20 protein-coding genes are annotated in these 22,260 nt (G+C 62.8%); 4 read left to right on the top strand and 16 right to left on the bottom strand.

Annotation, left to right across the window (positions count from 1 at the left end; translation table 11 throughout):
• Positions 1-10 precede the first annotated feature (10 nt).
• Positions 11-1,768: an amidohydrolase gene (locus VGE08_RS02370; protein WP_331066246.1), complete on the top strand. Its 1,758-nt coding sequence runs from the start codon at positions 11-13 to the stop codon at positions 1,766-1,768.
• Positions 1,769-1,841: 73 nt separating this feature from the next.
• Here VGE08_RS02370 and VGE08_RS02375 read toward each other — a convergent pair whose 3' ends face one another.
• The 10 genes from VGE08_RS02375 to VGE08_RS02420 form a co-directional block, all read right to left on the bottom strand.
• Complete coding sequence (locus tag VGE08_RS02375; RefSeq protein ID WP_331066247.1) at positions 1,842-2,114, bottom strand: DUF4351 domain-containing protein; 273 nt, start codon at positions 2,112-2,114, stop codon at positions 1,842-1,844.
• Between the two features lie 232 nt (positions 2,115-2,346).
• Positions 2,347-2,832 (bottom strand): aromatic-ring-hydroxylating dioxygenase subunit beta, encoded by a 486-nt coding sequence (locus VGE08_RS02380; protein ID WP_331066248.1) that lies wholly within the window; start codon positions 2,830-2,832, stop codon positions 2,347-2,349.
• On the bottom strand, positions 2,829-4,148 hold the full coding sequence (locus VGE08_RS02385; RefSeq protein ID WP_331066249.1) for an aromatic ring-hydroxylating dioxygenase subunit alpha: 1,320 nt from the start codon (positions 4,146-4,148) through the stop codon (positions 2,829-2,831). The genes VGE08_RS02380 and VGE08_RS02385 overlap by 4 nt, the downstream gene beginning before the upstream one ends.
• Before the next feature lie 45 nt (positions 4,149-4,193).
• The gene (locus tag VGE08_RS02390; protein WP_331066250.1) at positions 4,194-5,813 is read right to left on the bottom strand and encodes an AMP-binding protein; all 1,620 of its coding nucleotides are present in this window, start codon (positions 5,811-5,813) and stop codon (positions 4,194-4,196) included.
• 284 nt (positions 5,814-6,097) lie between these two features.
• Positions 6,098-6,499, bottom strand: coding sequence for a hypothetical protein (locus VGE08_RS02395; protein ID WP_331066251.1), 402 nt, complete (start codon positions 6,497-6,499; stop codon positions 6,098-6,100).
• Position 6,500: 1 nt separating this feature from the next.
• Positions 6,501-7,010 (bottom strand): methylamine dehydrogenase light chain, encoded by a 510-nt coding sequence (locus VGE08_RS02400; protein ID WP_331066252.1) that lies wholly within the window; start codon positions 7,008-7,010, stop codon positions 6,501-6,503.
• A gap of 7 nt (positions 7,011-7,017) precedes the next feature.
• Positions 7,018-7,626 carry a methylamine dehydrogenase accessory protein MauD gene (gene mauD / locus VGE08_RS02405; RefSeq protein ID WP_331066253.1) on the bottom strand — a complete coding sequence of 203 codons (609 nt, stop codon included), beginning with the start codon at positions 7,624-7,626 and terminating at the stop codon, positions 7,018-7,020.
• A gap of 3 nt (positions 7,627-7,629) precedes the next feature.
• Positions 7,630-8,160, bottom strand: a complete 531-nt coding sequence (locus VGE08_RS02410; RefSeq protein WP_331066254.1) for a MauE/DoxX family redox-associated membrane protein — start codon at positions 8,158-8,160, stop codon at positions 7,630-7,632.
• A 9-nt stretch (positions 8,161-8,169) separates the two neighbouring features.
• Complete coding sequence (locus VGE08_RS02415) at positions 8,170-9,336, bottom strand: amine dehydrogenase large subunit (protein WP_331066255.1); 1,167 nt, start codon at positions 9,334-9,336, stop codon at positions 8,170-8,172.
• Positions 9,337-9,513: 177 nt separating this feature from the next.
• Positions 9,514-10,440, bottom strand: a complete 927-nt coding sequence (locus tag VGE08_RS02420; protein WP_331066256.1) for a helix-turn-helix domain-containing protein — start codon at positions 10,438-10,440, stop codon at positions 9,514-9,516.
• A gap of 252 nt (positions 10,441-10,692) precedes the next feature.
• Between VGE08_RS02420 and VGE08_RS02425 the strand changes: the two genes are divergently transcribed.
• Both VGE08_RS02425 and VGE08_RS02430 read left to right on the top strand, forming a co-directional pair.
• Positions 10,693-11,229, top strand: coding sequence for a MarR family winged helix-turn-helix transcriptional regulator (locus VGE08_RS02425; protein WP_331066257.1), 537 nt, complete (start codon positions 10,693-10,695; stop codon positions 11,227-11,229).
• Positions 11,230-11,371: 142 nt separating this feature from the next.
• Positions 11,372-12,781: an MFS transporter gene (locus tag VGE08_RS02430; protein WP_331066258.1), complete on the top strand. Its 1,410-nt coding sequence runs from the start codon at positions 11,372-11,374 to the stop codon at positions 12,779-12,781.
• Here the strand turns inward: VGE08_RS02430 and VGE08_RS02435 are convergent.
• From VGE08_RS02435 to VGE08_RS02460, 6 genes are all read right to left on the bottom strand, one after another.
• A complete protein-coding gene (locus tag VGE08_RS02435) occupies positions 12,778-13,560 on the bottom strand; it encodes a cyclase family protein (RefSeq protein WP_331066259.1) in 783 nt (260 codons plus the stop codon). The genes VGE08_RS02430 and VGE08_RS02435 overlap by 4 nt on opposite strands.
• Before the next feature lie 16 nt (positions 13,561-13,576).
• The gene (locus VGE08_RS02440) at positions 13,577-14,821 is read right to left on the bottom strand and encodes an SDR family NAD(P)-dependent oxidoreductase (RefSeq protein ID WP_331066260.1); all 1,245 of its coding nucleotides are present in this window, start codon (positions 14,819-14,821) and stop codon (positions 13,577-13,579) included.
• On the bottom strand, positions 14,818-15,993 hold the full coding sequence (locus tag VGE08_RS02445; protein WP_414717441.1) for a thiolase family protein: 1,176 nt from the start codon (positions 15,991-15,993) through the stop codon (positions 14,818-14,820). Before VGE08_RS02445 ends, VGE08_RS02440 begins: the two co-directional genes overlap by 4 nt.
• A complete protein-coding gene (locus VGE08_RS02450; protein WP_331066262.1) occupies positions 15,990-16,730 on the bottom strand; it encodes an SDR family NAD(P)-dependent oxidoreductase in 741 nt (246 codons plus the stop codon). The genes VGE08_RS02445 and VGE08_RS02450 overlap by 4 nt, the downstream gene beginning before the upstream one ends.
• A gap of 143 nt (positions 16,731-16,873) precedes the next feature.
• Positions 16,874-19,138, bottom strand: coding sequence for a TonB-dependent receptor (locus tag VGE08_RS02455; protein ID WP_331066263.1), 2,265 nt, complete (start codon positions 19,136-19,138; stop codon positions 16,874-16,876).
• Positions 19,139-19,298: 160 nt separating this feature from the next.
• The gene (locus VGE08_RS02460; RefSeq protein ID WP_331066264.1) at positions 19,299-20,714 is read right to left on the bottom strand and encodes an aldehyde dehydrogenase family protein; all 1,416 of its coding nucleotides are present in this window, start codon (positions 20,712-20,714) and stop codon (positions 19,299-19,301) included.
• 262 nt (positions 20,715-20,976) lie between these two features.
• Between VGE08_RS02460 and paaK the strand changes: the two genes are divergently transcribed.
• Positions 20,977-22,245, top strand: a complete 1,269-nt coding sequence (gene paaK, locus VGE08_RS02465; protein ID WP_349258600.1) for a phenylacetate--CoA ligase PaaK — start codon at positions 20,977-20,979, stop codon at positions 22,243-22,245.
• Positions 22,246-22,260 lie beyond the last annotated feature (15 nt).

A 22,260-nucleotide genomic window follows, 5' to 3' on the forward strand; every position in this document is an offset into this window, starting at 1 on the left:
GGGTTCAGCCATGGCTCGATCTGCAAATGTTTCTATTGCCACGAGCGTGACGCTGGCGTTGCTGCTGGCGGCTTGCTCTAGCAAGGAAGCGGCGTCGCCGCAAACAGCCGCCGACCTGGTCGTCACCTCGACCGGCGGCATCTACACCTTGGATGCCAACCAGCCCTGGGTCGATGCAGTGGCCATCGACGATGGCCGCTATGTATTCGTCGGCGCCGCCGCCGATGCCAGGCAGTACATCGGCCCTCAGACCAAGGTCATAGAGGTTGGCGACACGATGGCCATGCCCGGCCTGAACGACGCGCACGTGCATCCGTTGATGGGTGGCCTCAAGGCACTGTACGAATGCAACTTCAGTTTCACGGCAACGCCCGAGGAAGTGGCCGCGACGCTCAAGGGTTGCGCCGAGAAGACGCCGGAAGGCACGTGGATCCGAGGTGGGCAGTGGGGCAGCAGCTTCTTCGAGATCAACGCGAGCAAGATCTCCTCACCGCGAGGCTTCCTCGACGCGATCACGACCAAACATCCGATCTTCCTCAACGACGACTCCGGCCACAACGGCTGGGTGAACACACCGGCGCTGCAGGCTGCGAAGATCGATGCGAAGACCAGGAATCCCGAAAACGGCACGATCGTGCGCGACGCCCGCGGAGAGCCCACGGGCCTGCTGTTGGAAACGGCCGCTCGCTTGTTCGACACCGTGATTCCGGACTGGACCGATGAGCAGATGGTCAATGCAGCACGCGAAGCCATGCGCATCGCGAACGCATACGGCATCACTGGCATCAAGGATGCCGGCGCGTTTCATCCCTCGCCAAAGGCGTTCCATGCGCTCGATCAGGCGAATGAGCTGTCCTTGCATGTCGCAGCTTGCATCAGAACACCCTACGGGCCTCGTACCGGCCCGCTCGACTTCGATGCCATAGAGGCGGAGCGCAAAGCATACAAGTCCCGGCACGTGAACACCGACTTCGTGAAGCTGTTTCTCGACGGCGTGCCCACGCCCGCGCGTACGGCCGCGATGATTCATCCGTACGTTCCGGACGAACAGCACGGCGATCATTTCACGGGCGGCGACACGCACATCGACCCGAAACAACTGGCAGCCGATGTGACCGAGCTCGACAAGCGCGGCTTTACCGTGAAGATGCACGCGGCCGGTGATCGATCGGTGCGCGTCGGTCTGGATGCGATCGAAGCGGCACGCAAGGCCAACGGCGACAGCGGCCTGCATCATGAGCTGGCACACGCCGGCTATGTCGACCCGTCCGATATCCCTCGCTTCGCGCAGCTCGACGCGGCGGCCGACTTCTGCCCCATCCTGTGGCATCCCTCTTCCATCATTGAAGCAGTGGTGAGCGCGGTCGGTGAGAAGCGCGGTCGGGAATATTGGCCGACACGCTCGCTGTTGGATTCGAAGGCGCTGATCGTGCCCGGTTCGGACTGGCCTGCTGCCGTACCGGATGAGAATCCCTGGGTCGGCGTCGAGGCATTCGTGACTCGTCGCGATCCGCGCGGCGAGGTTGACGGCGAGCTGTGGAAGGAAGAAGCCATCACGCTCGATGAAGCGCTACGCATCTATACGCTCAACGGCGCGGAGGCCCTGAAGCTACGCGACCAGACCGGCTCCATCGAAGTGGGCAAGTCCGCCGACTTGATCGTGCTCGACCGCCACCTGTTCAAGGTGCCCATCGAGGATGTCGGCGAGACCCAGGTTCGTACGACCGTGTTCGAGGGCAAGGTGGTGTTCGAGCGTCCTGCCACCTGAGGTTCGTAAAGGGGCTGACCAGCGTCAGCCCCTTACGTTGCCGCGCGAAGAAGTTCAGACCCTCGTGCGTCGATCATTCGGGCGTGTTGACCTGGGGCTGATCGGCAGCGATACCCAGCGTGGCATCGAGTGTGGGTGCGCTTAGCAAACGTTCGGCAACCTTCTCCAGTTCGGCGCTGGGTGTGGCGGCAATGCGCGATAGCGTCGCTTCATCGAGCGGGCCGAAGCGCAGGCTCAGCAGCTTGGCGATGAGACTGATCAGCCTCTCACGACTACCTTCGGTCTTTCCCTGGCCATAGTATTTCCGCGCAAAATCACTTTGATATTCGTAGTTCGCTGGCAGCATTTCTTGTAACGCCCGCTGGGCGGCAGCACCACAAGATCCGCGCGATACTCCACGGGTCGTATCTCCGTGAGATCAGCCGCGTGAATGCGCGCGTCGGCGTAGCGCGGCAGTTGGACGCGCAGCACCGTCTGCACCAACTCAGGCGCCAGCTCCGGTCGGCCCCGAAACAACTCCAACAGCGCAGCTGCTCCAACCACTCATCCGATCCGCATTGCTGACGCGGCGGATTGGGTCAGAGCAGGAGCTGAAGCGACGGCAGCGCGGACTCCCGGTTGAGCAGATCGATCTTCTTCATCTGCATGCGCAGTTGCCCGTCCTGCATCTTCAGATGGTGCCAGGCCACGCCGGCATAGACCTGCTGATCATCGCGTTGCACTTCCAGATACATGAAAGGAGTGCGCAGCACCCAGGTGCCAGCAGCGTCGTCCCTCGACTCGATGCGCGGCGCCTGCAGCACGTGTTGACACCAACTCGGCTCGTTCTGCGAGAACGCATTGGGGCTGCTCAGCCGCTTGATGCGCACGCTCAGCAACAGCCGATCCTCGTGGAATAGCGACGTTTGCGTGCGCCCTTCCGTCTGCCCCCGTGTCAATGGCATCCAGTACAGGCCATCCTCGGTGAATAGCTCATACCACTCGTCGAGCCGCTTCTCGTCGAGCAGCCGCGCTTCGTGATAGACGAAGTCGATCAGCATCCCATCGTGAGGTATGGCGCTCATTTCGTGCCCTCGGTGCGTGTCATGGCCGCCAGCCAGGCTCGGAACTGCCCTCGCATGGAGATCTCGCTGGTGCCGTTGTAGCGTCCCGCGATACCAGTCTGCTCGGAGGGCTTGTAGTCTCTATGCAAGCTCACCCACGGGTTCGCATTGGCGGCGAGACCTTCCTGGATGGCGCGATAACAATGCAGGTCATCGTGACCGACGACCGACGTGGGGGCGTTGATGAGCCGCGTGTACAGGACGCTACGGGCCAACAGCTCATCCGGTGCGCCCACCAGGCGCAGCGTGTAGCTTTCGATCAGCGTCTTGTCGACCGCCAACGGGCGCACGACTCGAATCGTTTGAATGGCGCCCTTGATCGTCAGGCTGGGGTAGTAGACCGTGTTGTGACGCGCCTCGCCAAGAATCGCGTGCGCACGCTCGGAGCCATACGCCTGCTCCATCTGCCGCTCGTACTCGGGCACGCTGGAGTACTTGGAATGAATGGAGAAGTTCACTCCGGTGTAGCTGTGCCCGTTGTCGTAGATCTGCACGCCCATGCGGTCGAAGAACTCATAGCTCGAAACGAACGGCACGAACTGCTCGATGACCATCGGCACCGGGGTCTCCGGCGGCTGCCCTTTCCACAGATCGCGAGCCGTGCCGGCCGAGGACTCATGCGCAACCATGGGGTGCATGGTGTCGTTGAGATTCTCGATGAACATTTTCCAGTTGCAGTTGTGCATGTAGCGCAACACGCCGCCGGTCACTTCGAGCTTACCTTCCGGCGATCGATCCGCCATGTTGTCGATGGAGGACAACGAGTCGCCGAAGTATTCATGAAAGGACGGACCGTCCTTGCTCAGGCGTGTGAACACAAAGCCGCGATGACTCGCGCTATCCAGTCGAGTCATGCCCTTGGCGGCATTCGACTCCGCAAACCCGGTGTCGTTGTATCCGGCCTTCAGCGGCACCGTGCGTAGCGAGCCGTCGGTGCGAAATGTCCAGCCGTGATACGGACAGCGCAGCTGCCCCCGGCAGTTCCCGGAGCTTGTACTCACCACCTTCGCGCCCTTGTGAGCGCAGCGGTTCAGCAGCACATGGACTGCGCCGTCGGCCGCGCGAACCATGACGACGGGCTGACCAGCGATGTCCGCCGTGTAGTAGTCCCCCGGCTTGGGGACCTGACTATCATGGCCCACGTAAATCCATGCGCGCCCCCAGAGGCGCTGCATTTCGAGCTCGAACAGCTCCTGATCGCAATAAACATCCCGATGAACCTCGTCGGGACGGATGAGCGAGCTGATGCGTGCGTTATCGTCCGCGTATTTGCCCATAAAGGGATCCTCGCGAAAACATTACCTGCCGATCCAAACCAATCATCACGAGCGCTGCGCCGAGCGCTTCTTGCCCTGGCGCAGATCGATCGCCTTGCCACTGCTGAGATATTGAGCCGCCAGCCGTTTGACCTCGCCGCGAGCGACCTTTTGAGACGCGGTCTGTGGCAAGTCGGGCACGAAGGCGATGTAGCCCGGCGCCTTGAAATAGACCAAGTGTTCGAGGCAATGCCTCTGTAGTCGGTCCGCCTGCGAAGCCTCGCTGCCCGTGTCCTTCGTCACAACGAAAGCGAACACTTCTTCTCCGCGCATTTCATCGGGCACCGCTGTCACCGCGCAGGCGCGAATCATGTTCGACTGCATCAGCACGCTCTCGACTTCCACGGCGGCGATGTTCTCGCCGCTGCGTCGAATGATGTTCTTCAGCCGATCCACGAAGAAGAAACTGCCGTCCGGGCCCCGACGCACGATATCGCCGGTGTGAAACCAACCTTCCGCCCAAGCTGCGGCGCTGGCCTGCTCGTCCTTGTAGTAGCCGTCGAAGAAACCCAGCCTTGGCTGATCACCCGCGCGGCGTACCCATAACTCTCCTGGCTCGCCGTGCTCGGCGTCCTCGCCCGATTCCTGAACGATCCGCCACTCCAGCCCCTCGGGCGGCAGCCCGAAACAACGCTCACCCACGTGGCGCGGGTCGACATTTGCGGTAATCCAGGCGCCGCCGCCGGTTTCCGTCATGGCCCACGCTTCGATCAATGGCACACCGAAGCGCCGCTCGAAGGCAGCGTGATGTTTCGGATCCACGCCCGCGCCGAATGCAAAGCGCACCTGCGAAGAAACATCGTCCTCCGCCGCCGGCGGCGCGCCCAGCAGCATGGCCGGCATCACTCCCAGGTAATGGAAGCAGGTGGCCCGGGATCCACGCACCGTGCGCCACCACGACGAGGGATGGAAGCGATCCAATTGAATCAAACATCCGCCGGTCAGCAGCATGGCCATGAAGGAACAAGCCAGCGCGTTCATATGGGTCACAGGCAGCGGCGTGAGCAAGCGTTCCTCGCCCATGCGGAACTGACAGTACCCTCCGAGCCCGATGTAATGAGCACCGATCTGGCGGAAGTAGCTGTCGTTCAGAACACAGCCCTTCGGCGTTCCCGTCGTGCCGGAGGTATAAAGCAGCGCGGCTTCATCCAATCTAGCGCTGGGAGCACCATGAGGCGCGGCAAAAGGGCCTGCGACGTTTTCTATGTCGACCAACGGGCAATTCGACGGCACCGCCTCGCCCAGCGCCCGCACGTGCCCTGAGTGCGTAAACACGGCGGATATGTCCGCGTGCGCCAGCACATAACGCAACTCCTCCCGGCTCATGGTTGCGTTGATCGGAACGATGCTGCACCCGATGCGATTCAGTGCGAGGAAATACAGGAAGAACGCGGCGGTATTGTCGAGTGCGAGCGCCACGCGATGACCAGGCGCGAACCCGGCGGCATGAAGCCGTGAACTGAGACTGTCGACCTGATCCCGTGCTTCGCGGTAAGTCAACGTCACCGGCGCCGCATTCTCGCCCGGGATCACGTGCAAAAAGTCATTGGCGCCATATGCCAGTGACGTGGCATCGAAGGCGCTCCATGGCATACGCGGCGAGAGTTTGCTGTTGATGTTGCTCATCCAAGTCGACCCCCGCGCCCACTCGGTCGCGCCCCTCACGCCTGCGCCAGCCACGCTGAAACAAACGCGCCATTCGATGCTATGGACGATTACTTTACTTGTCAACTATCTCTGTTCGAGGCTTTATTTCCAGCATTTCCCGCGCACCAACCCTGCAGATGACCTGGTGCCACCAGGCAATTGACTACAGCGACAGGAAGAGGCGGTTCCGCGACAACCGCGGAACTCGAGGCACATCGGTAGAGTGGCGCGAAGCTCGATCGAGCGCGCAGCGCGACGCTGGCTTACAGCTCGGGCCGTTCGCGTGCTACTTCCATGAGCGTTTGGGTGCGCAGCCGTTCGACTTCGGCCGCGGTGAATGGAGCAATCCGCTCGCTCACGCCAGCTGGCGTGAAATTACGCACGATCCAATTGAGCACTGCCGCGAGCCGATCGGAAGGGAGCGCCGACTGAGTAACGCCCGGCACGCGCTGGATGAACTCCCGCCCGCCGGGCGACGTGAGCAGGCGTCCGAGATCGTCTGGAAACGAGGGCACCTTGCCGGCAAGTCCGCGCCCCTGCTCGCCGTGACAGCCCATGCAGTGCAGAAGGTAATCTTCATGCGCCCGGCGGTCGACCTGGTCGCCCGCAGCCGCAGTAGCTGCGAGTGATCCAATGAGCAACGCTGCGACCAGGCGCGCCTTCATCTCAGCCCTCGGCAATGCCAACGATGCGCGAGACCGTGCAGTGGTACGCGACGTTCGAGTTGCTGCCGACGCACCAGTTATAGTCATTGGAGAGGTATGGCACGTAGGTGGGCCGATCCCGTTCGTTGCGAACGCAACTACACCGCCCGCAGCTGCTCTTACCGCAGCAATCGTTGTAAGAAATGATGTAGTCCTTGCCGTCCGTCGCATGGCGGCACGTTCCCACCCAGGTGATCGGCGCTGCTTCGGTGCCGGGAGGACACGTCGTCACCGAGCCACCGCAGCAGGCGCATAGAAAGCCGTCGATCGCGCAGTAGCGCCAGTAGTCACACGATGTCGAATCCCCATCGTTCGGCGCGTTGGCTGACTCCTGGCCGCGAGCCACCGGCAACAGCGGCATCGCGGCCCCGCCGACCAGCAGCGTCCCGAGCGAACGCACGATGCTGCGGCGAGAGACACCCTTGGCCAGGGACCGGCTCCAGCGTTCAATCAATCTGTCGTATCGGTTCATAGCGTTCTCATGCGACATCACGTTGCTTGCGGGCCGCGAACTCTTGAATGTTCGCGACTCCAAGCGCCTGCGCCTCGAACAAGCTTTCGAGGTGTTCGCGGGTATTCACCAATCCATTCGCGCGAACGACACCATTGCTATCGAGCAACACCGCGTAAGGAAGCTTGCTGGCTCCATACGTCATGCCGAGTTGTTCGGACAGGACATACGGAAACTCCTCGAGCGACTCGGCGGCGATGAAGGCCTGATGCTCGTCCGCGGCGCCATCGCTGGCGAGAATGACATCCACATTGGCGCGCTCGCTTCTACGCATGGAGCGCAGAACCGGCAGCAAGGATTTGCACACGGGACAGGTGGGCGAGACGAATGCGATCAGCGTCGAGCGGCCGTTCGGGTTGGTCACGCCAATACGCTGGGGCCGCCCGGTGATGTCCGGCGTCTCGATCACCGGCGCGGACTCGCCGACCTTCAACCCCTTGGCAATATGCAAAGCACCGGCCGGTCGAATGCGCTCGTGCAGAATCCCCACCTGCCGTGCCAGTGCCACCACGACAAAAATCAGCCCCACGACCACCAGCCACAGCACACCGATCACGGTCCACGCAGCACCCGACATGGCTTACCTCCCCACCCGGCTACGAGCGACGGCCAGCGTTGCATGTGCGAGGTACAACCCCGCCGCCGACGCCGTTGCACAACTCATGACAAACAAATCGGACCAGCCAAGCTCTCGTGCGGATACCGGCAATGTCGCAACGAGTGCCACCGCGGCAAGCAGCAGATTGCGTCGTACCATCCACCACTCGAGCGGTTGCCGCTCGCTGACTCCACCACAACCGCAATCCATCAGCACTCGCCCACGCCGCAGGTTGATGCTCATTGCCGCGGCATACAGCAACAACAGCGCAGCCCCGGAAGCCGCAGCAAATGGCCGGCCTGCTGGCATGAACGCGGCGACGACCACCGCGATCTCTGCGGCGATGATCAACGCCGCCGCGACTGGAACGAGCACACGCGGCAACAAGTCATAGCGATTCAAGGTCTCTCGAAAGCGGGACAGGTCGCGCACCTTGTGTACGGCGGCGTTGACGAACAGGAGCGCCAAGCCGCTCGTGATGGTCGCTTGTACGAGTGGTTCCAAAGCGAACATGGCCGCGTCTCAGTAAGTCACGAGCGTGGTAGGAGTGAAACCGATCTCCTCGATCGTGCGCCGATGCTCGCCGGAGTTGGCGTCGTAGACCATGACCTTGGCGGCACCGATGAACGTGGTGAACAACAGCGGTTCGGCGTCCTGGGTCACGGCGATCGAGGTCGCCATGTCCTGCAGCACGATACGTTGAATGCGCTTGCGCTTGGCAACGTCATAGACCCAGACCTCGGTGCCCGGATCCTTGTGCGTGTCCGCGCCACCGACGTGCATCAAACTATAAAGACGACGCGTCGGCTCGTGCAGGGCCAGGTGTTGAATGCCCCCGGGCAGCCAGGATTCCTTGCGAGCGGCATCATCGAGCAGAGACCATGTCGGCCGGGCCTGGGGAACTTTCCCGGAGCCATCGATGGGCAGCACCGTGCCTGAAAACGTGGTGAACAGCCACGTCGAGCCATCGCGCACGGCTTTCTCCGTGACCGGATCCTCCGAGACTTTGAACAGCGGCTTGGTGCGAGTCTTGGTAACGGCCTGGCCGCTGTCATCGGTCTGTACTTGCAACAGCGTGGCGTCGCTGCACAGAGAGAAGAACCCGCGCGGCCCGGTCGGATAGATCAGCGCGCAGCCGGCAATTTCGATCTCGCCAGCGGTCTTGCGTGCCGCCGTATCGACGACTGTCACGGATTGAGCCGGCGTGAAGTTGTAGATCCACAGGAAACGCTCGTCATCGCTGAGGCGCGCAAAGGCGAGCTCGGGGATCGCCGACACTCGCTTCGGCGGGATCTCGATTTCAGACAGAGGCATGAGGGTGCGGCCATCGTAAATGGTGACCACGTCGGTCCGCGTGCCGCGCGTCCCTCTGGAGAAATAGGTCTCGGGTGCGTAGATGACCGGTGTGTTCTTGGGCCGTATCACACCGCCGAAACCGAAGCCGGTGCTGAGCATGCCGAGCATGGAACCGCTGTCGCCGTCGACCAGGAATGCCTTCCCGTCCGCCATGTGGTGGAAGACGATGTCGTTCACCCACACCCAGTGCGGGCTCGGCCGTTCCGGCAGTTGCGTCACCGCCAGCGGGTCCACCGCCACTTCGGCCGCGGCTGCCACGCCAAGAAATTGCGCGAACAGCAGAACCGGCATCAAGAATCGGGCGTAGTTGCGCCCGCTGCGACCATCTTTCACTGCCCAACCTCGCGATCCAATGGCGCATGCGCAGGATGCCTGCGCAAGCTGGAGGCTTCAGCCTCGTTGTTTGCAATTGCAGTCATGAGGAGTGTAGGCGAACGTTACCACGCGAACTTGGCACAGAGCGAAGGCGGCATGTACCACCGTGCATCTGCGGCGGACCGCTTGGCGGAATCAAGCGGTCCGCGAGCGTGGCACGAATTTTCCCGGAGGCGCGCCGTACTCTTCTCGAAAGCACCTCGTCATGTGGGAAAGATCGTAAAAGCCCCACACCAGCGCCAGATCGGTCAGCGACCAACGCCCGGATTCCGCGCTCTCGACCGCTTTGCGACAGCCTTCCACGCGCAGCTTGCGGATGTACTTGCCGATCGAAAGCTCCTCGGACTCGAAGATCGCATGCACCGACCGGGTGCTGAGCCCGAAGTGGGCCGCGATCGACGCGGGCGTCAGTTCCCGATCGTGCAGATGATCGGCGATATATTGTTTGATCTGAGCCAGCTGCTGGGCCCGGGTCAGCGGCCCGCGCTGCGCGCGCTCGCTGAGCACCCCGCCGAGCAAGTCGAGGATGTTCACCTCCACGCGCCGCGCCATGTGCCCCGACAATTGACTCATGCGCGCCACCGCCTGGCCGACGAAGCTGCTCAACAAGCCGCAGTCGGCATCCTCGCCGGACAGCTTGAAGCCGAGGAATCGATCGGGCTCGGGGGTCAGGCGGCGCATGACCGAGCGAGGCACCACCAGCACCGGCATTTCGTAGTAGTTCTTGAAGGTCAGCGAATAGGGTTCGGCGGTCGAGGCGATGACAAAGTCGCCGGGCCTGAGATGGACCTCGCGGCCCCGCTGACTCCACAACGACTCCCCCTTCATCTGAAACTTCACCAGATAAGGAGGATCGTCGATGCGCGCGATGTCCTCCGAGCGGCGGCGCACGACCAGTGCACTGGTGGACACCCGGACGATGTGGGTGGTTTCGAGCGCGACGGTTTCCAGATTCGCGCTGAAGGACTCTCGCATCCCCCGTTCCATGTCCATCTGCATGGGACAGAACAGTTGCGTGACGAGCCCCTGGAACACGTCGAAGCGCTCGTGCCGTTCACGCAACGCTATTGGATAGCGGTGATACATATCTGGCGACCCCACCCCCGTGTGTCGGAATTGGCCGGCGCCGAGGCCGACCGACCAGCCGCCTCGAGGCAGCTTGGTATCCAGAGCATTTTATTCTTCAAGTTATACACAGGAACGCGGCCGGTTGCCATGGGGTCTTCCGGACCTGCCATAATGCTCGCGGCCGTTGCGCCTGCAGACAACCTGGCGGGCCCGAACCGGGCGCCGTCCCGGCATCATTGAGGAACCATGCCAACCTCCCGACCTCGCGCTTCCACGGACTCCGCCCGCGCCCGCACCAGCCCCGCCAGTGAGACGTTCCAGATCGCCGACTATCCCTTCTACCGCCTCAGCCGGGTGGCAGCGCTGTACACCGAATGCCTGGATCGCGAGCTGAAGCCGCGCGGCATGGACCAGCCGCGATGGCGCGTGCTCATGATTCTGAACGAGCACGATCCCGCCGCGATGGGCCTGATTGCCGAGCTTGCCGTAATGAAGCTGCCGACGCTGCTCAAGGTGGTGCGGCGCATGGAAGAGGAAGGCCTGGTTCGCACCGGGGCGAGACTCTCCGACCAGCGCGTGACCGAAGTGAGTATCACCGCTCGAGGGCGCAAGAGCCTGAGTCTGGTGAGAAAGGTAGCCGCCGATGTGTACGAAAAGGTGACGGCTCCGTTCTCCGTCGATGACATCGAGACGCTGAATGCACTGCTCGGGAATCTGGAGAGTAGCCTGCTCACCCTGAGACGCGCGCCCAGGCGCGAGCCGCTGAAAGCCGCCGCACCGTAGGCCGGCGCCGCCAGCGAGCCGCGCCGCTGAATTGCTGATTGTTCAAGTTTTCGGCAGGCAGGCGGCTCCCGCGGGTATTGTTTCGGGCTTAAAACTGTCGCAACCTCAGCGGCGCCCGGCCCGCCATTCGAGGTTCAGCTGCATGACCGAATCCGCCATCGCACCGCCTGCCGCCAGCGTCCCGGTCACTCAGGTCATCGATGGTTGCGAATTTCGCGGCGTGTCCCTGCACGTATTCCTCTTCACGCTGTTGACCCTGGTGTTCGACGGTTTCGACATCCAGGCCGTCGGGTTCGTTGCACCCGCGCTGCTCGGCGAATGGGGCATCACGCGGGCCGAGCTTTCTCCGGTGCTCGCCGCGGCACTGGTGGGCATGGCCGCGGGTGCAATGTTCATCGGCCGGCTCGGCGACAGCTGGGGACGTCGCACCGCTCTCATCGTGTCCATGATGGTCGTCGCAGCAGGCGCATTATTGAGCGCATACGCACGCACACCGGGCGAGCTCGCGTTATTTCGTTTCATTACCGGGCTGGGGCTGGGAGGCAGCTTGCCGAACGCCACCTCGCTCATGGTCGAGTTCGCGCCCTTGGTGGTACGCAACCTGTTGGTGACCAGCACCATCGTCGGCGTTCCCATCGGCGGCATGGTCGGTGCCGAAGTCGCGGCCCATCTGCTGCCGACCTTCGGCTGGCGCTCGGTGTTCATGGCGGGCGCCCTGCTACCCCTGCTGCTCGCGCTGGCCATGTGGTTGTGGATGCCGGAATCTCCACGGTATCTCGCTCGCCATGCCAAGCGCAGCGGTGAGCTCGCTCAATTGCTCAATCGCCTCAGTCACACCGATCGCTACCATGCGCACGATACCTTCGTGATCGCGGAGCAGGCGCTCGATAAACGTCGGGAAGGACTGGGCGCGCTGTTCGCGCCGGGCTATCGGGCCGACACGTTGCTGCTGTGGATGTCGTTCCTGGCCAGTATTTTCGGCGTGTATGCCCTGTTCAACTGGCTGCCCACGGTGCTGTCGGGTGTCGGCTTGCCGATGCCCATCGCCTTGCGCTGCGCGCTCGTCGTCAATCTCGGCGGAGTGCTGGGTGCGTTCGTCATGGCGAGCGGCATGAATCGCATCGGTTCGCGCAAGGTGCTGCTCGCCTTCAGTGTCATGGGGGCGCTGCTCGCCATCACGCTCGCTACATTCCAACGCGCCCTGTTCGATCCCAGCGATCTCACTGCGTTGTTGATCATCATGGCGGGCATTGGTGCGGCCATCCTGGGCGTACAAACCGGCCTGTATTCCGTCTCGGCCCACGCCTATCCGACATCGGCTCGAGCCACTGGCGTGGGCGCGGCCTTGGGTGTGGGGCGCCTGGGCGGCATCCTCAGCGCGTTTGCCGGCGCTTTAGTGTCAACTCCGGGCGGCGGGGTCGCGCCATTCTTCGGCGGTATCGCCGCCGTCGTGGTAGTGATGGCAGTGTCGATTGGCACTTTCGGCCGGCACATTCCACCGGTGCCGCGGCAAGCTCGTCATAGCGAGCGCGCTCGCGCCGGCGTGAGCTAGCCTCTTGCGACGAGAGCGAGAACGCGCAGCGGACTACCCGAACCGTTCTTGATCTTCAGCGGCGCCGCGAAGATCACCGCGCCGGTCGCCGGCAAGACATCGAGGTTGGTCAAGCACTGCAATCCATAGCGCCCCGCGCCGTGCATCATCGAGTGACAGGGATAGGGCGGCCGCAAGTGAAATGCCTGGCCCGCATCGGTGCCGATTGCCTCGGACCCGAAGCCGATGATGTCCCGCTCCTCGATCAGAAACCTGACGGCCTCCACGCTCGGTCCCGGCGTATGTTGACCGGTCTCGTCGAAGTTCTGATAGTCCACCGGATCGGTCCGCTTCGACCAGTCGGTGCGCATCAGCACCCAGGAGCGCGCCGGAATGCGTCCGTGCTGCTGCTCCCATGCGCGCAGGTCATCGACCGTCAACAGGTAGTCGGCGTCCTCGGCCGCTTGTTTGGAACAATCGACTACACATGCAGCGCCGACCAGTTGCTGGACGGGCACGCTGTCGGTCGCGTTGTTCGGCAGATCGCGGCCGGAGATCCAATGGATGGGCGCATCGAAATGCGTGCCGGTGTGCTCCCCGCACGAAAAGTTGTTCCAGTACCAGCCCGGGCCGCGCTCGTCGTAGCGAGACACTTCTTCGATCCGAAAGGGCCAGCACTGACCGAATTCCGGCGGCAATACGATTTGCGGGAACTCCGGCGCGAGCGTCTGAGTGAGATCGACGACCTCGATGCGCCTGGTGAGCAACCCCTGAACCAGCGCGGCAAGTGTATCGGTCATGGGGAACTCCTGACGATCAAAGCGCAAGCTCGCGCTCCAGCACCTTGGGATTCTCCCGCCAGCGCGCCAGCCACTCCTGCGCCACCTCACCGGGATAAATATCTTCCACTCCGTCGCATAGCGCGCCGACCACGGCCTTGGCCAGGGCTTCCGGCGTGAGCTTCGGCGGTGGCAATGTCTGGTTCCATTCGTCATCGATCGGCCCGGGGAAGGCATTGATGACGCGCAGACCCGCCGGCCGCATCTCCGCACGCAAACATTGTGACAACGACAACGCCGCCGCCTTGGACGCTGAGAAGGTGCCGTGCGCGGGGAAATTGCTGAGCGCGAACACCGACAGAATGTTGACCCATGCAGTCGCGCTCGACTGACCGTCCGCGCTGCGACCTCTGAGCGCCGGGCCGAACTCCTGCGCCAGGCGCAGCAGACCGAAATAATTCACATCCATCTCCGCTCGCGCGACATCGACTCCCGAGCGACTGGCGATTCCTTGCGAGCGATGAACTTCGGCGTTGTTGATCAGAATGTCGACGCGGCCGCCGATCTCACCGGCCAGCTGCGCGACCGATCGGGAGTCGGTGACGTCCAGCGGCACCACCGTGACCTTCGGCTCGGCGGTGAGCGCATCGAGTCCCGGCGATTTCTTCCATGGTTCGGCTTGCCCGACCCACACGATGTCGGCGCCGGCCTTCACGAGCGCCTTCGCCAAGGCCTGCCCGAGCGCCGTCTTACCGTCGGTGATGAGCACTTTGCGAAAGCGCGGGTCGCATGTCATTTCGCGCAGCTGGCGATCATCTGCCATGTTCGTGACCTCGTTGAGCGGGAACGCCACCAATACGCCTTGCCCTGCCTTGTCCAGCCGCGCACCAACTCGAACACGCGCGGGCGCGGGCGGACATTCTGCGTGCAAATGCGCGACAACCGTTGGCCCGCAATCCAAACGAACCATCGCCAGTTGCCAAGGCGCTCGCTCCCGAAAAAACAAATCATGACTGACGTGCACGGCCGTCGCTGCCAACAGCTCGCCGGCGCCGTCTTGCTCGGTCCAGAGCAACTTTTCACCCAAACAGTTGTGACATATCTCGCGCGGCGGATACTGCACCGCCTTGCAGGCAGCACACACTTGCAGCTCGAATCTTCCAAGTGCCGCCGCCGCGGTGAGACCCAATGCAGCTCGCGAGCGCGAACCCGGCGGCAGCACCGCCTGGCGCGTTCGCAGAATCGGATTCTTCCGTTTGGGTCGTTGCAGTGGCGGAATCATAGATCGCTCCGGCCCAGGATGGCCGCCCCGGAGCACAGGCCGCGGTCGTAAGTGATCATGCCAAACCCGAGCGCCAATGCGATGCGCGCGTCAGGCACGGCCCGCGCAAGGTTTTGCCCGCTCAACTGACGAATGGCTTCGACCAGACCGAGAAACCCGCCGGCGCAGCCCGCCTGCCCCACCGACAATTGTCCGCCGCTGGTGTTCAGCGGAAACGAGCCCGTGCTCGTGAATTCATGCTGCCTGACGAAGGCCGGTCCCTCGCCCTTGGCGCAGAAGCCCAGGTCTTCGAGCTGAATCAGCGACATCACCGGATAATCGTCATAGGTCTGCACCAGATCGATGTCGGCCGGCTCGATGCCGGCATCGGCATAAAGGCGATCGCGATCCAGAACCCACCCGCCCCGCATCTGAATCGGATCGTCGGCGAAAGCGTTATAGCGCTCGCAGGTCGATAACACACGCACGTACGGCAAGCCGAGCGCCTCGGCGCGTTTGCGACTCATCACCAGAAACCCTTCTGCCCCAGCACACGGCATCACGCAATCGAACAGGCGCAGCGGATCGGCAATCGGCCGCGCGGTCAGATAGTCCTCCATGGTCAGCGGCTTCTTGAACAACGCATGCGGAAACGTGAGCGCGTTCTGGCGCTGCGCGACGCAGAGCTTGCCGAAGTCTTCAGCCGTCGCACCGAAAGTTCGCATGTAGTAGGACGTGAGAAAGGCGAAGCTTGCGTTCGGTCCGCCGGAGCCGTAGGGAAACACGGCGTCGCGGGCAAACACACTGAAGCTGCCAAGGCTCATGCGAAATGAATCGACGTGATTGGTATCTGCACCGATGCACGCGACGACCTCCGCATCGCCACACTGTACCGCCCGTAGCGCGCGGCGCAGCGCCGTGATGCCGCTCATACCGCCGATCGGCAGATGATCCAGCCAGCGCACGCTGAGACCGAGGTGCTGTGTCAACCCGACAGTAGTATCCGGCGCGAGCGTGAAGCTGCCGACACACAATCCGTCGATCTGATCTTTACGAATACCCGAAGCCTGCAACAGCGCCGACAGCGCCTTGGCCGCAAACCAGTGGGCCGAGCGAAGCGAATGACGCACGTAAGGTACAGTGATGGGCGCGGTAACAACCACGTCCCCATACACGTGCTCGGCCACGCTCAAAAGCTGATGCTCCCCACGGACGTGCCACCACAGACAAACAGCGTCTGGCCCGTAATAAACGAGGCATCGGCGCTGGCGAAGAACAGGATGGCGCGCGCCACATCCGCCGGCACGCCGGCACGACCTACCGGAATCGACTTGGTGACGGCATCGAACTTGGCGCTGTCGCGTGGAATGATCTGATGAAACATTTCGGTGTCGGCGATGGGACCCGGAGCCACGACGTTGGCAGTAATGCCATGCGGGGCGAGCTCCAGCGCCCAGGTGCGAGCCAGGCTGATCATGCCAGCTTTGGTTGCCGAGTACACCGTGCGCTTCGCCAGTCCAAGCACCGCGCGGGTCGATACCAGGACGATACGTCCGAAATGCGCCGCTTTCATGGCCTGCAAGTTGGCTTGCACCAGCGACAGAGCGGCACCCAGATGCAGGCGAGCCAACGCATCGAGATCCTCGAGGCTCGCCTCCTCCAGCACTTTCTCACGCGTCACGCCGGCACAATGAATCAACGTCGTGGCCGGCGTTTCCCTGGCCAGATCGAACAGGACCTCTCGCGTGGCCGCCGCGTCGGTCAGATCCACGGACACCGAGCGCAGCCGAGGCGATTGAATGTTGGCAGGCCGGCGGGAAACGTTGATCACCTCGTAGCCTGCCGCGAGCAGCGCCTGGCAAGTGGCGGCGCCGATACCGGAACTGCCGCCAGTGATGACGACCCGTTGCGGATGGATGTCGGTACTCATGAAGTTCCCGGAGCGCGGACGGCGTTACTTGAATTTGCAAGTATACTGCCCGCGACTTTCCGCTCGGTCAACCGCGTGCCGCCGCCCGGCACGCGGTTTGAGTTGCGCCCCTGTAGGCGCACGCCGACCGACCGGTGGTACGCTCAGTTGAAATGGTACGAGAGCGTGATGCCCGCCTGCCGAGGCGGCCCGTAAACCTGCTCGATGAAGCCGAGCAATCCGAGATCGAGGTTGTAGAGGCGATACTCCTCGTCCGTGAAGTTCTTCACCCATACGCTGGCACGCACACGGTCATTGGCAGTGCGGTACTGCAGGCTGCCATTCCACACCGAATACGCGGGCTCGGCCGAGACTTCCGAATTGGTGCCTTCGAGGAACTGGTCATCGGTCCATCGACCATCCAACTGCAGCGCCATCAAGCCGCCGAACATGGGCCATTCGTACTGCGCAAGCACATTCACGCTGGTCGCTGGCGCGAGCGGCAGCTCGGCGCGCACGGTGCCACCGAACACGTCCGGCACTGCGTCCACTTCGGAATCGATGAACGCAGCGCCCAGCGACAGCGTCAGCCCGACGAACGGCGTGGCCGTGATCTCGATCTCACCGCCCTTCGCCTCGGCATCCGAATTCGACACCTGCGGCGTGACGCCCAACAGCGAGAACGCCTGATAGTCCTTGTAGTCGTAGTAGAACGCCGTAGCGTTCACTCGCAGCTGGCTGTCGAGCAGATCGGCCTTGATGCCCAACTCATACGAGTTGAGTTTTTCCGAGTCGTGCTTCAGGTTCTCGATGGCCACGCCGCCCAGCGGGTCCAACGACCAGTTGCCGCCCTTGATTCCGCGGTTGTACGCCAGGAACACCAGCACGTCTTCCTGAGCCTTCCAGTTCAGCTGGGCGCGCGCGGCATAGTCGCCGTAGTCTATGTCATCGATGCCTGGCACGCCGCTATCGCGGATGTCGAACACCAGCTGCCGCGGAATGGCGTTGAGCGAGTCCTCGTAGAACCGGCTCATGTCCAGGCTCTTGTCGTCCTGCGACCAGCGCAAGCCGCCAATGACCGTCCACTGCGGCGCGATGTCGTACTCCACCTGACCGAAGGCCGACCAGTTCTTCGAGCGCACCTTACCGAACGTCGTCATGATCTGGGCGTCGCTGGTTCCGCCAAGGATCAGCGCGCCTGCGACCGACTGCGTCGTGTCAGCCGTCATATCCAGGTAGTACCCACCGATCTGCCAGCGCAGCGGCTCCGTGCCCCCGCTGAGACGGATCTCTTGCGACCACTGTTCGTAGTCGTTCTCGGTCCGATAAGGGAAATAGCCGAATCCGCCGCCGGCATCCTCGAGGTACGACTTGTCCATCTGCATGCCGTTCGTGATCGAGACCAGCTGCACGTCATCCGACAGATCCGCGGTCAGCTGCACGTTCAACGATTTCACCTCGCGGTCGAAGCCGGTGAACTCGTTGGACCAGTGGCGCCAGCCACTCCCGGTGATCGGTGTGCGAGTGAAGTTGGCGACCGGACCCGCGTCCGGATCGGCAGGATCCACGGCGTTGTTGAACGCTCCCAGGCCCGTGTTGGGGTCGAAGCCAGCAAGCGTCACCACATATTGGCCCGTGGGCACATCGTCATCCCGAGAGTAGGCCCCAGTCACATCGAGAAGAACTCGCTCGCTGAGATCGGCCTGAATCGACCCACGCACTGCATAACCATCCGCCCCTGCGGCCCGGCCTCCCGTGGCCCGCACGCCGAAGGCCGTGCCCGGCTCGATGTAGCCATCGGATTCTTCGAAGCGAGCCGCCAGACGACCACGCACGGCATCCGAGAAGCCACCGCCAAGCGCAGCTTCGGCGCTGCGAGTGGCGAACTCCGAGAAGCTCACTTCAGCGTAACCATTGAGATCATCCTCATCGGCGCGCCGCGTGATGAAATGGACGAGACCGCCGGTGGCGTTTCTACCGAACAGAGTACCCTGCGGACCGCGCAGCACTTCCACGCGTTCCATGTCGAACATCTGGGCGTTGATGGCATTCATGGTCGCGACATACGCACCGTCCATGTACACCGCCACCGGCGCTTCGAGGTTGTCCTGGAAATTGTTCTGCGAGACGCCGCGCAAGCTGAAGATGGTCAATCCAGGCGAGAACGTCGAAATGCGCAGTGCCGGCACCTGCGAAGCAATGGCCGTCGTGTTGTCCATGCCGAGCCGGTCCATCTGGTCACCACTGAAAGCGGCTACCGAGATACCGACATCCTGCAGTGCCTGCTCGCGCTTCTGGGCAGTGACCGTCACTTCTTCCAGAACCGCCCGATCTGGCGATTGAGCCCAGACGCTGCCCACGCCCACGGCGGCGTTGGCCAGCACGGCACAGACACTTACACGAACCAGACGCGCTCGATTGTGACTCATTTGACCACCCTCCCATTTATAAACGATGCTCGACATACAGCGGACGGCAACTGCTCGCGCCCCACATAGACTTTATAGCCGGCTGCCAACCGTTCCTATCGAATCATCTCTTGCTCGCGACCGATGCAGATACAACGCGTGGACGCCCCAACCCGAAGCATCAAACGGGCTCGTTGATGATCTTGATCGTCGTGTACGCCTCGATGCCTTCCTGCCCGAACTCCACGCCGAGGCCCGATTGTTTGATTCCGCCGAAGGGCACGTGCGGCGCGATCTCGGCGTGCTTGTTGATGAACACGGTACCCGCCTCGAGTCTCTCGGCCACCTCCCGCAACGTCTTGCGATCCGAGCCCCACACGGAGGCGCACAGCCCGAACTGCGTGCCGTTGGCCCGCTGGATCGCATCGTCCAGATCGGAGTAACGCACGATCGGCAGCGCCGGACCGAACTGCTCCTCATCCACCAGCCGCGTACCGTCTTCGACATCGGTGACCAGCGTGATGGGATAGAAATATCCTTCCCCTGCCAGCGGCGTGCCACCCAACAACGTGCGGCCGCCGTGCGATTTGGCATCCTCGACCAGCTCGATCACGCGCCGATACTGGCGCTCGTTCTGCAGCGGGCCGAGCAGATTGCCGGGCTCCGAGCCATCACCCATCGGAATCCTGCTGGCGAAATTGGCAAGCGCGGCGCAAGTACGATCGAATACGCGATCGTGCACATACAGGCGCTTGAGTGCGCCGCAGGTCTGGCCCGAGTTGATGAAGGCGCCCCAGAACAGGCCCTCGGCGAGCCGTTCCACGTCGGCATCGGGCAGCACGATGGCCGCGTCATTGCCACCAAGCTCGAGCGTCAGCGCCTTCAAGGACGCCGCCGCGCTGGCCATGACTTTCTTGCCCGTGGGAATGGAGCCGGTGAAAACGATCTTGCCCACATCCGGATGCGAGCTCAGTTCCGCGCCCAACTGATCCTCCCCCGTCACGACGTTCACCACACCGGGAGGCAGCACCGCACTGATCAGCTCGATCATGCGCAGCGTGCCCAGCGGGGTGAACGGCGAGGGCTTGATGACCACGGTATTGCCGGTACGAACCGCCGGAATGATGTGCCAGATCGCAATCATCAACGGCCAGTTCCAGGGCGTGATGGAACCCACCACCCCGATCGGCATACGGTGCTGTTCGATCCGGCTCTTCGGGCCGTCCTCGAGCACCTTCACCGGCAAGGATTGTCCGGCGACGAAGCTGGTCCAGCCCACGCAGCCGCCCAACTCGAACTCCGATCCCAAGCCTTTCAGCGGCTTGCCCTGCTCCTGGGTCAGTAAGGTGGCCAGCTCCGGCGTGTGCTCGATGAGCGTGGCCGCGATGGCTCGGCAAGCCTCGGCTCTACGCTCGTCGCTGACTGCGCGCCAGGATACGAAGGCTTGCTTCGCAGCAGCCACGGCTGCTTCCAGATGCTCACGAGTGCCGATCGGGCAAAGACCTACGAGGCTACGATTCGCCGGGTTTTTGATCTCCACGTAACTGTCAGCGGGCACACGCTGACCGTTGATCGTCATTTCGAACGTCCGCGCCATGACTGTCTCCCCCCATTGGATCGCTGGCGAGAATTGTTAGCTCGAACCGCAGGTGCGTATTGGCAAACGGTGCAGCCGGTTTGTACCAGCGCGCAACCCGGGGCCGCTTTTCCGGCTGGCTGAGCCTCCCGAGCGCCGCGACTGCAGCCTCGTACAAGCGCGCTGCGCTGAACGCCAAGACTCGGGCGCTGGAGTGCGGTGGAATCGCACGACTTCTGAATCGGGGGATTCGATCGTGGGGGTGGTCAACATACGCCAGCAAATGCTGGAGCCGATCGAGCGCGCGTCAATCGACGAGTTGCGGGCCTTGCAGCTACAGCGATTGCGATGGACGCTGCAGCATGCCTATGCCAACGTGCCGCACTACCGGCGCAGTTTCGATGCGGCCGGCGTGCATCCGGGCGACCTTCGTACCCTCGACGATCTACGGCACTTTCCGTTTCTCACCAAACAGGACTTTCGTACCGAGTATCCATTCGGCCTGTTTGCCGTGCCCCGCGAGCGTGTCGTGCGCGTGCATGCGTCCTCGGGTACGACGGGTAAGCCCACGGTTGTCGGCTATACCGCCGAAGACATCGAGAACTGGGCCAGCCTGGTCGCCCGTTCGATTCGCGCCGCGGGCGGCCGCCCCGGCGATATAGTCCACGTGGCGTATGGCTACGGCCTGTTTACCGGCGGCCTCGGTGCACACTACGGCGCGGAGAAACTCGGCTGCACCGTCATTCCCATGTCAGGCGGCCAGACCGAGAAACAAGTCCAGCTGATCCAGGACTTCAAGCCTCGCGTCATCATGGTAACGCCCTCCTACATGCTGGCCATCGCCGATGAATTCGTGCGCCAGGGGCTCGATCCCCGCGCCTCATCGCTGCAAATCGGCATCTTCGGCGCGGAACCCTGGACCGACGCGATGCGCGCTGCCATCGAGCAACAGTTCGACCTGGACGCCGTGGACATCTATGGCTTGTCGGAAGTGATGGGCCCGGGCGTGGCTCAGGAATGTATCGAAAGCAAGGATGGTCCGTGCATCTGGGAAGATCACTTTTATCCCGAGATCATCGATCCGCAAACCGGCCAGGTTCTCGAAGACGGCCAACCCGGCGAGCTGGTGTTCACCTCGCTCACCAAACAAGCATTGCCAGTCGTGCGCTATCGAACGCGCGACCTGACCGCGCTGCTGCCGCCGACGTCGCGCTCGATGCGCCGCATGGCCAAGATCACCGGGCGCTCCGACGACATGCTCATCATCCGTGGCGTCAATGTGTTCCCCAGTCAGATCGAGGAATTGCTCCTGCAATGCCAGGGCCTGACGCCACACTACTATTTGGAGATCGCCCGCGTACGTCACCTCGATGAACTGACGGTGCATGTGGAACACCACCCGGCGGCGGACACGGACACCGCCGGCCGGGAGCTCAGACACCGCATCAAGGCCATGATCGGCATCAGCGTCGAGATCAATCTCGTGGCACCCGGCTTGATCGAACGCTCCGCGGGCAAAGCCAAGCGTATTGTCGATCGGCGCGAGCGCTAGAGGAAAAGCTCAGGA

Origin of the sequence: Steroidobacter sp., from assembly GCF_036406195.1 — a bacterium.
Classification (GTDB): Bacteria; Pseudomonadota; Gammaproteobacteria; order Steroidobacterales; family Steroidobacteraceae; genus Steroidobacter.

Bases quoted from the DNA above. Each gene is read 5' to 3' on its own strand.
- VGE08_RS02390 (WP_331066250.1), bottom strand. From the start codon at position 5,813: ATGAGCAACATCAACAGCAAACTCTCGCCGCGTATGCCATGGAGCGCC.
- VGE08_RS02380 (WP_331066248.1), bottom strand. From the start codon at position 2,832: ATGAGCGCCATACCTCACGATGGGATGCTGATCGACTTCGTCTATCAC.
- VGE08_RS02400 (WP_331066252.1), bottom strand. From the start codon at position 7,010: ATGAACCGATACGACAGATTGATTGAACGCTGGAGCCGGTCCCTGGCC.
- VGE08_RS02375 (WP_331066247.1), bottom strand. From the start codon at position 2,114: ATGCTGCCAGCGAACTACGAATATCAAAGTGATTTTGCGCGGAAATAC.
- VGE08_RS02460 (WP_331066264.1), bottom strand. From the start codon at position 20,714: ATGGCGCGGACGTTCGAAATGACGATCAACGGTCAGCGTGTGCCCGCT.
- VGE08_RS02435 (WP_331066259.1), bottom strand. From the start codon at position 13,560: ATGACCGATACACTTGCCGCGCTGGTTCAGGGGTTGCTCACCAGGCGC.
- VGE08_RS02440 (WP_331066260.1), bottom strand. From the start codon at position 14,821: ATGATTCCGCCACTGCAACGACCCAAACGGAAGAATCCGATTCTGCGA.
- mauD (WP_331066253.1), bottom strand. From the start codon at position 7,626: ATGTCGGGTGCTGCGTGGACCGTGATCGGTGTGCTGTGGCTGGTGGTC.
- VGE08_RS02410 (WP_331066254.1), bottom strand. From the start codon at position 8,160: ATGTTCGCTTTGGAACCACTCGTACAAGCGACCATCACGAGCGGCTTG.
- VGE08_RS02385 (WP_331066249.1), bottom strand. From the start codon at position 4,148: ATGGGCAAATACGCGGACGATAACGCACGCATCAGCTCGCTCATCCGT.
- VGE08_RS02430 (WP_331066258.1), top strand. From the start codon at position 11,372: ATGACCGAATCCGCCATCGCACCGCCTGCCGCCAGCGTCCCGGTCACT.
- VGE08_RS02450 (WP_331066262.1), bottom strand. From the start codon at position 16,730: ATGAGTACCGACATCCATCCGCAACGGGTCGTCATCACTGGCGGCAGT.
- VGE08_RS02395 (WP_331066251.1), bottom strand. From the start codon at position 6,499: ATGAAGGCGCGCCTGGTCGCAGCGTTGCTCATTGGATCACTCGCAGCT.
- VGE08_RS02370 (WP_331066246.1), top strand. From the start codon at position 11: ATGGCTCGATCTGCAAATGTTTCTATTGCCACGAGCGTGACGCTGGCG.
- VGE08_RS02425 (WP_331066257.1), top strand. From the start codon at position 10,693: ATGCCAACCTCCCGACCTCGCGCTTCCACGGACTCCGCCCGCGCCCGC.
- VGE08_RS02455 (WP_331066263.1), bottom strand. From the start codon at position 19,138: ATGAGTCACAATCGAGCGCGTCTGGTTCGTGTAAGTGTCTGTGCCGTG.
- paaK (WP_349258600.1), top strand. From the start codon at position 20,977: ATGCTGGAGCCGATCGAGCGCGCGTCAATCGACGAGTTGCGGGCCTTG.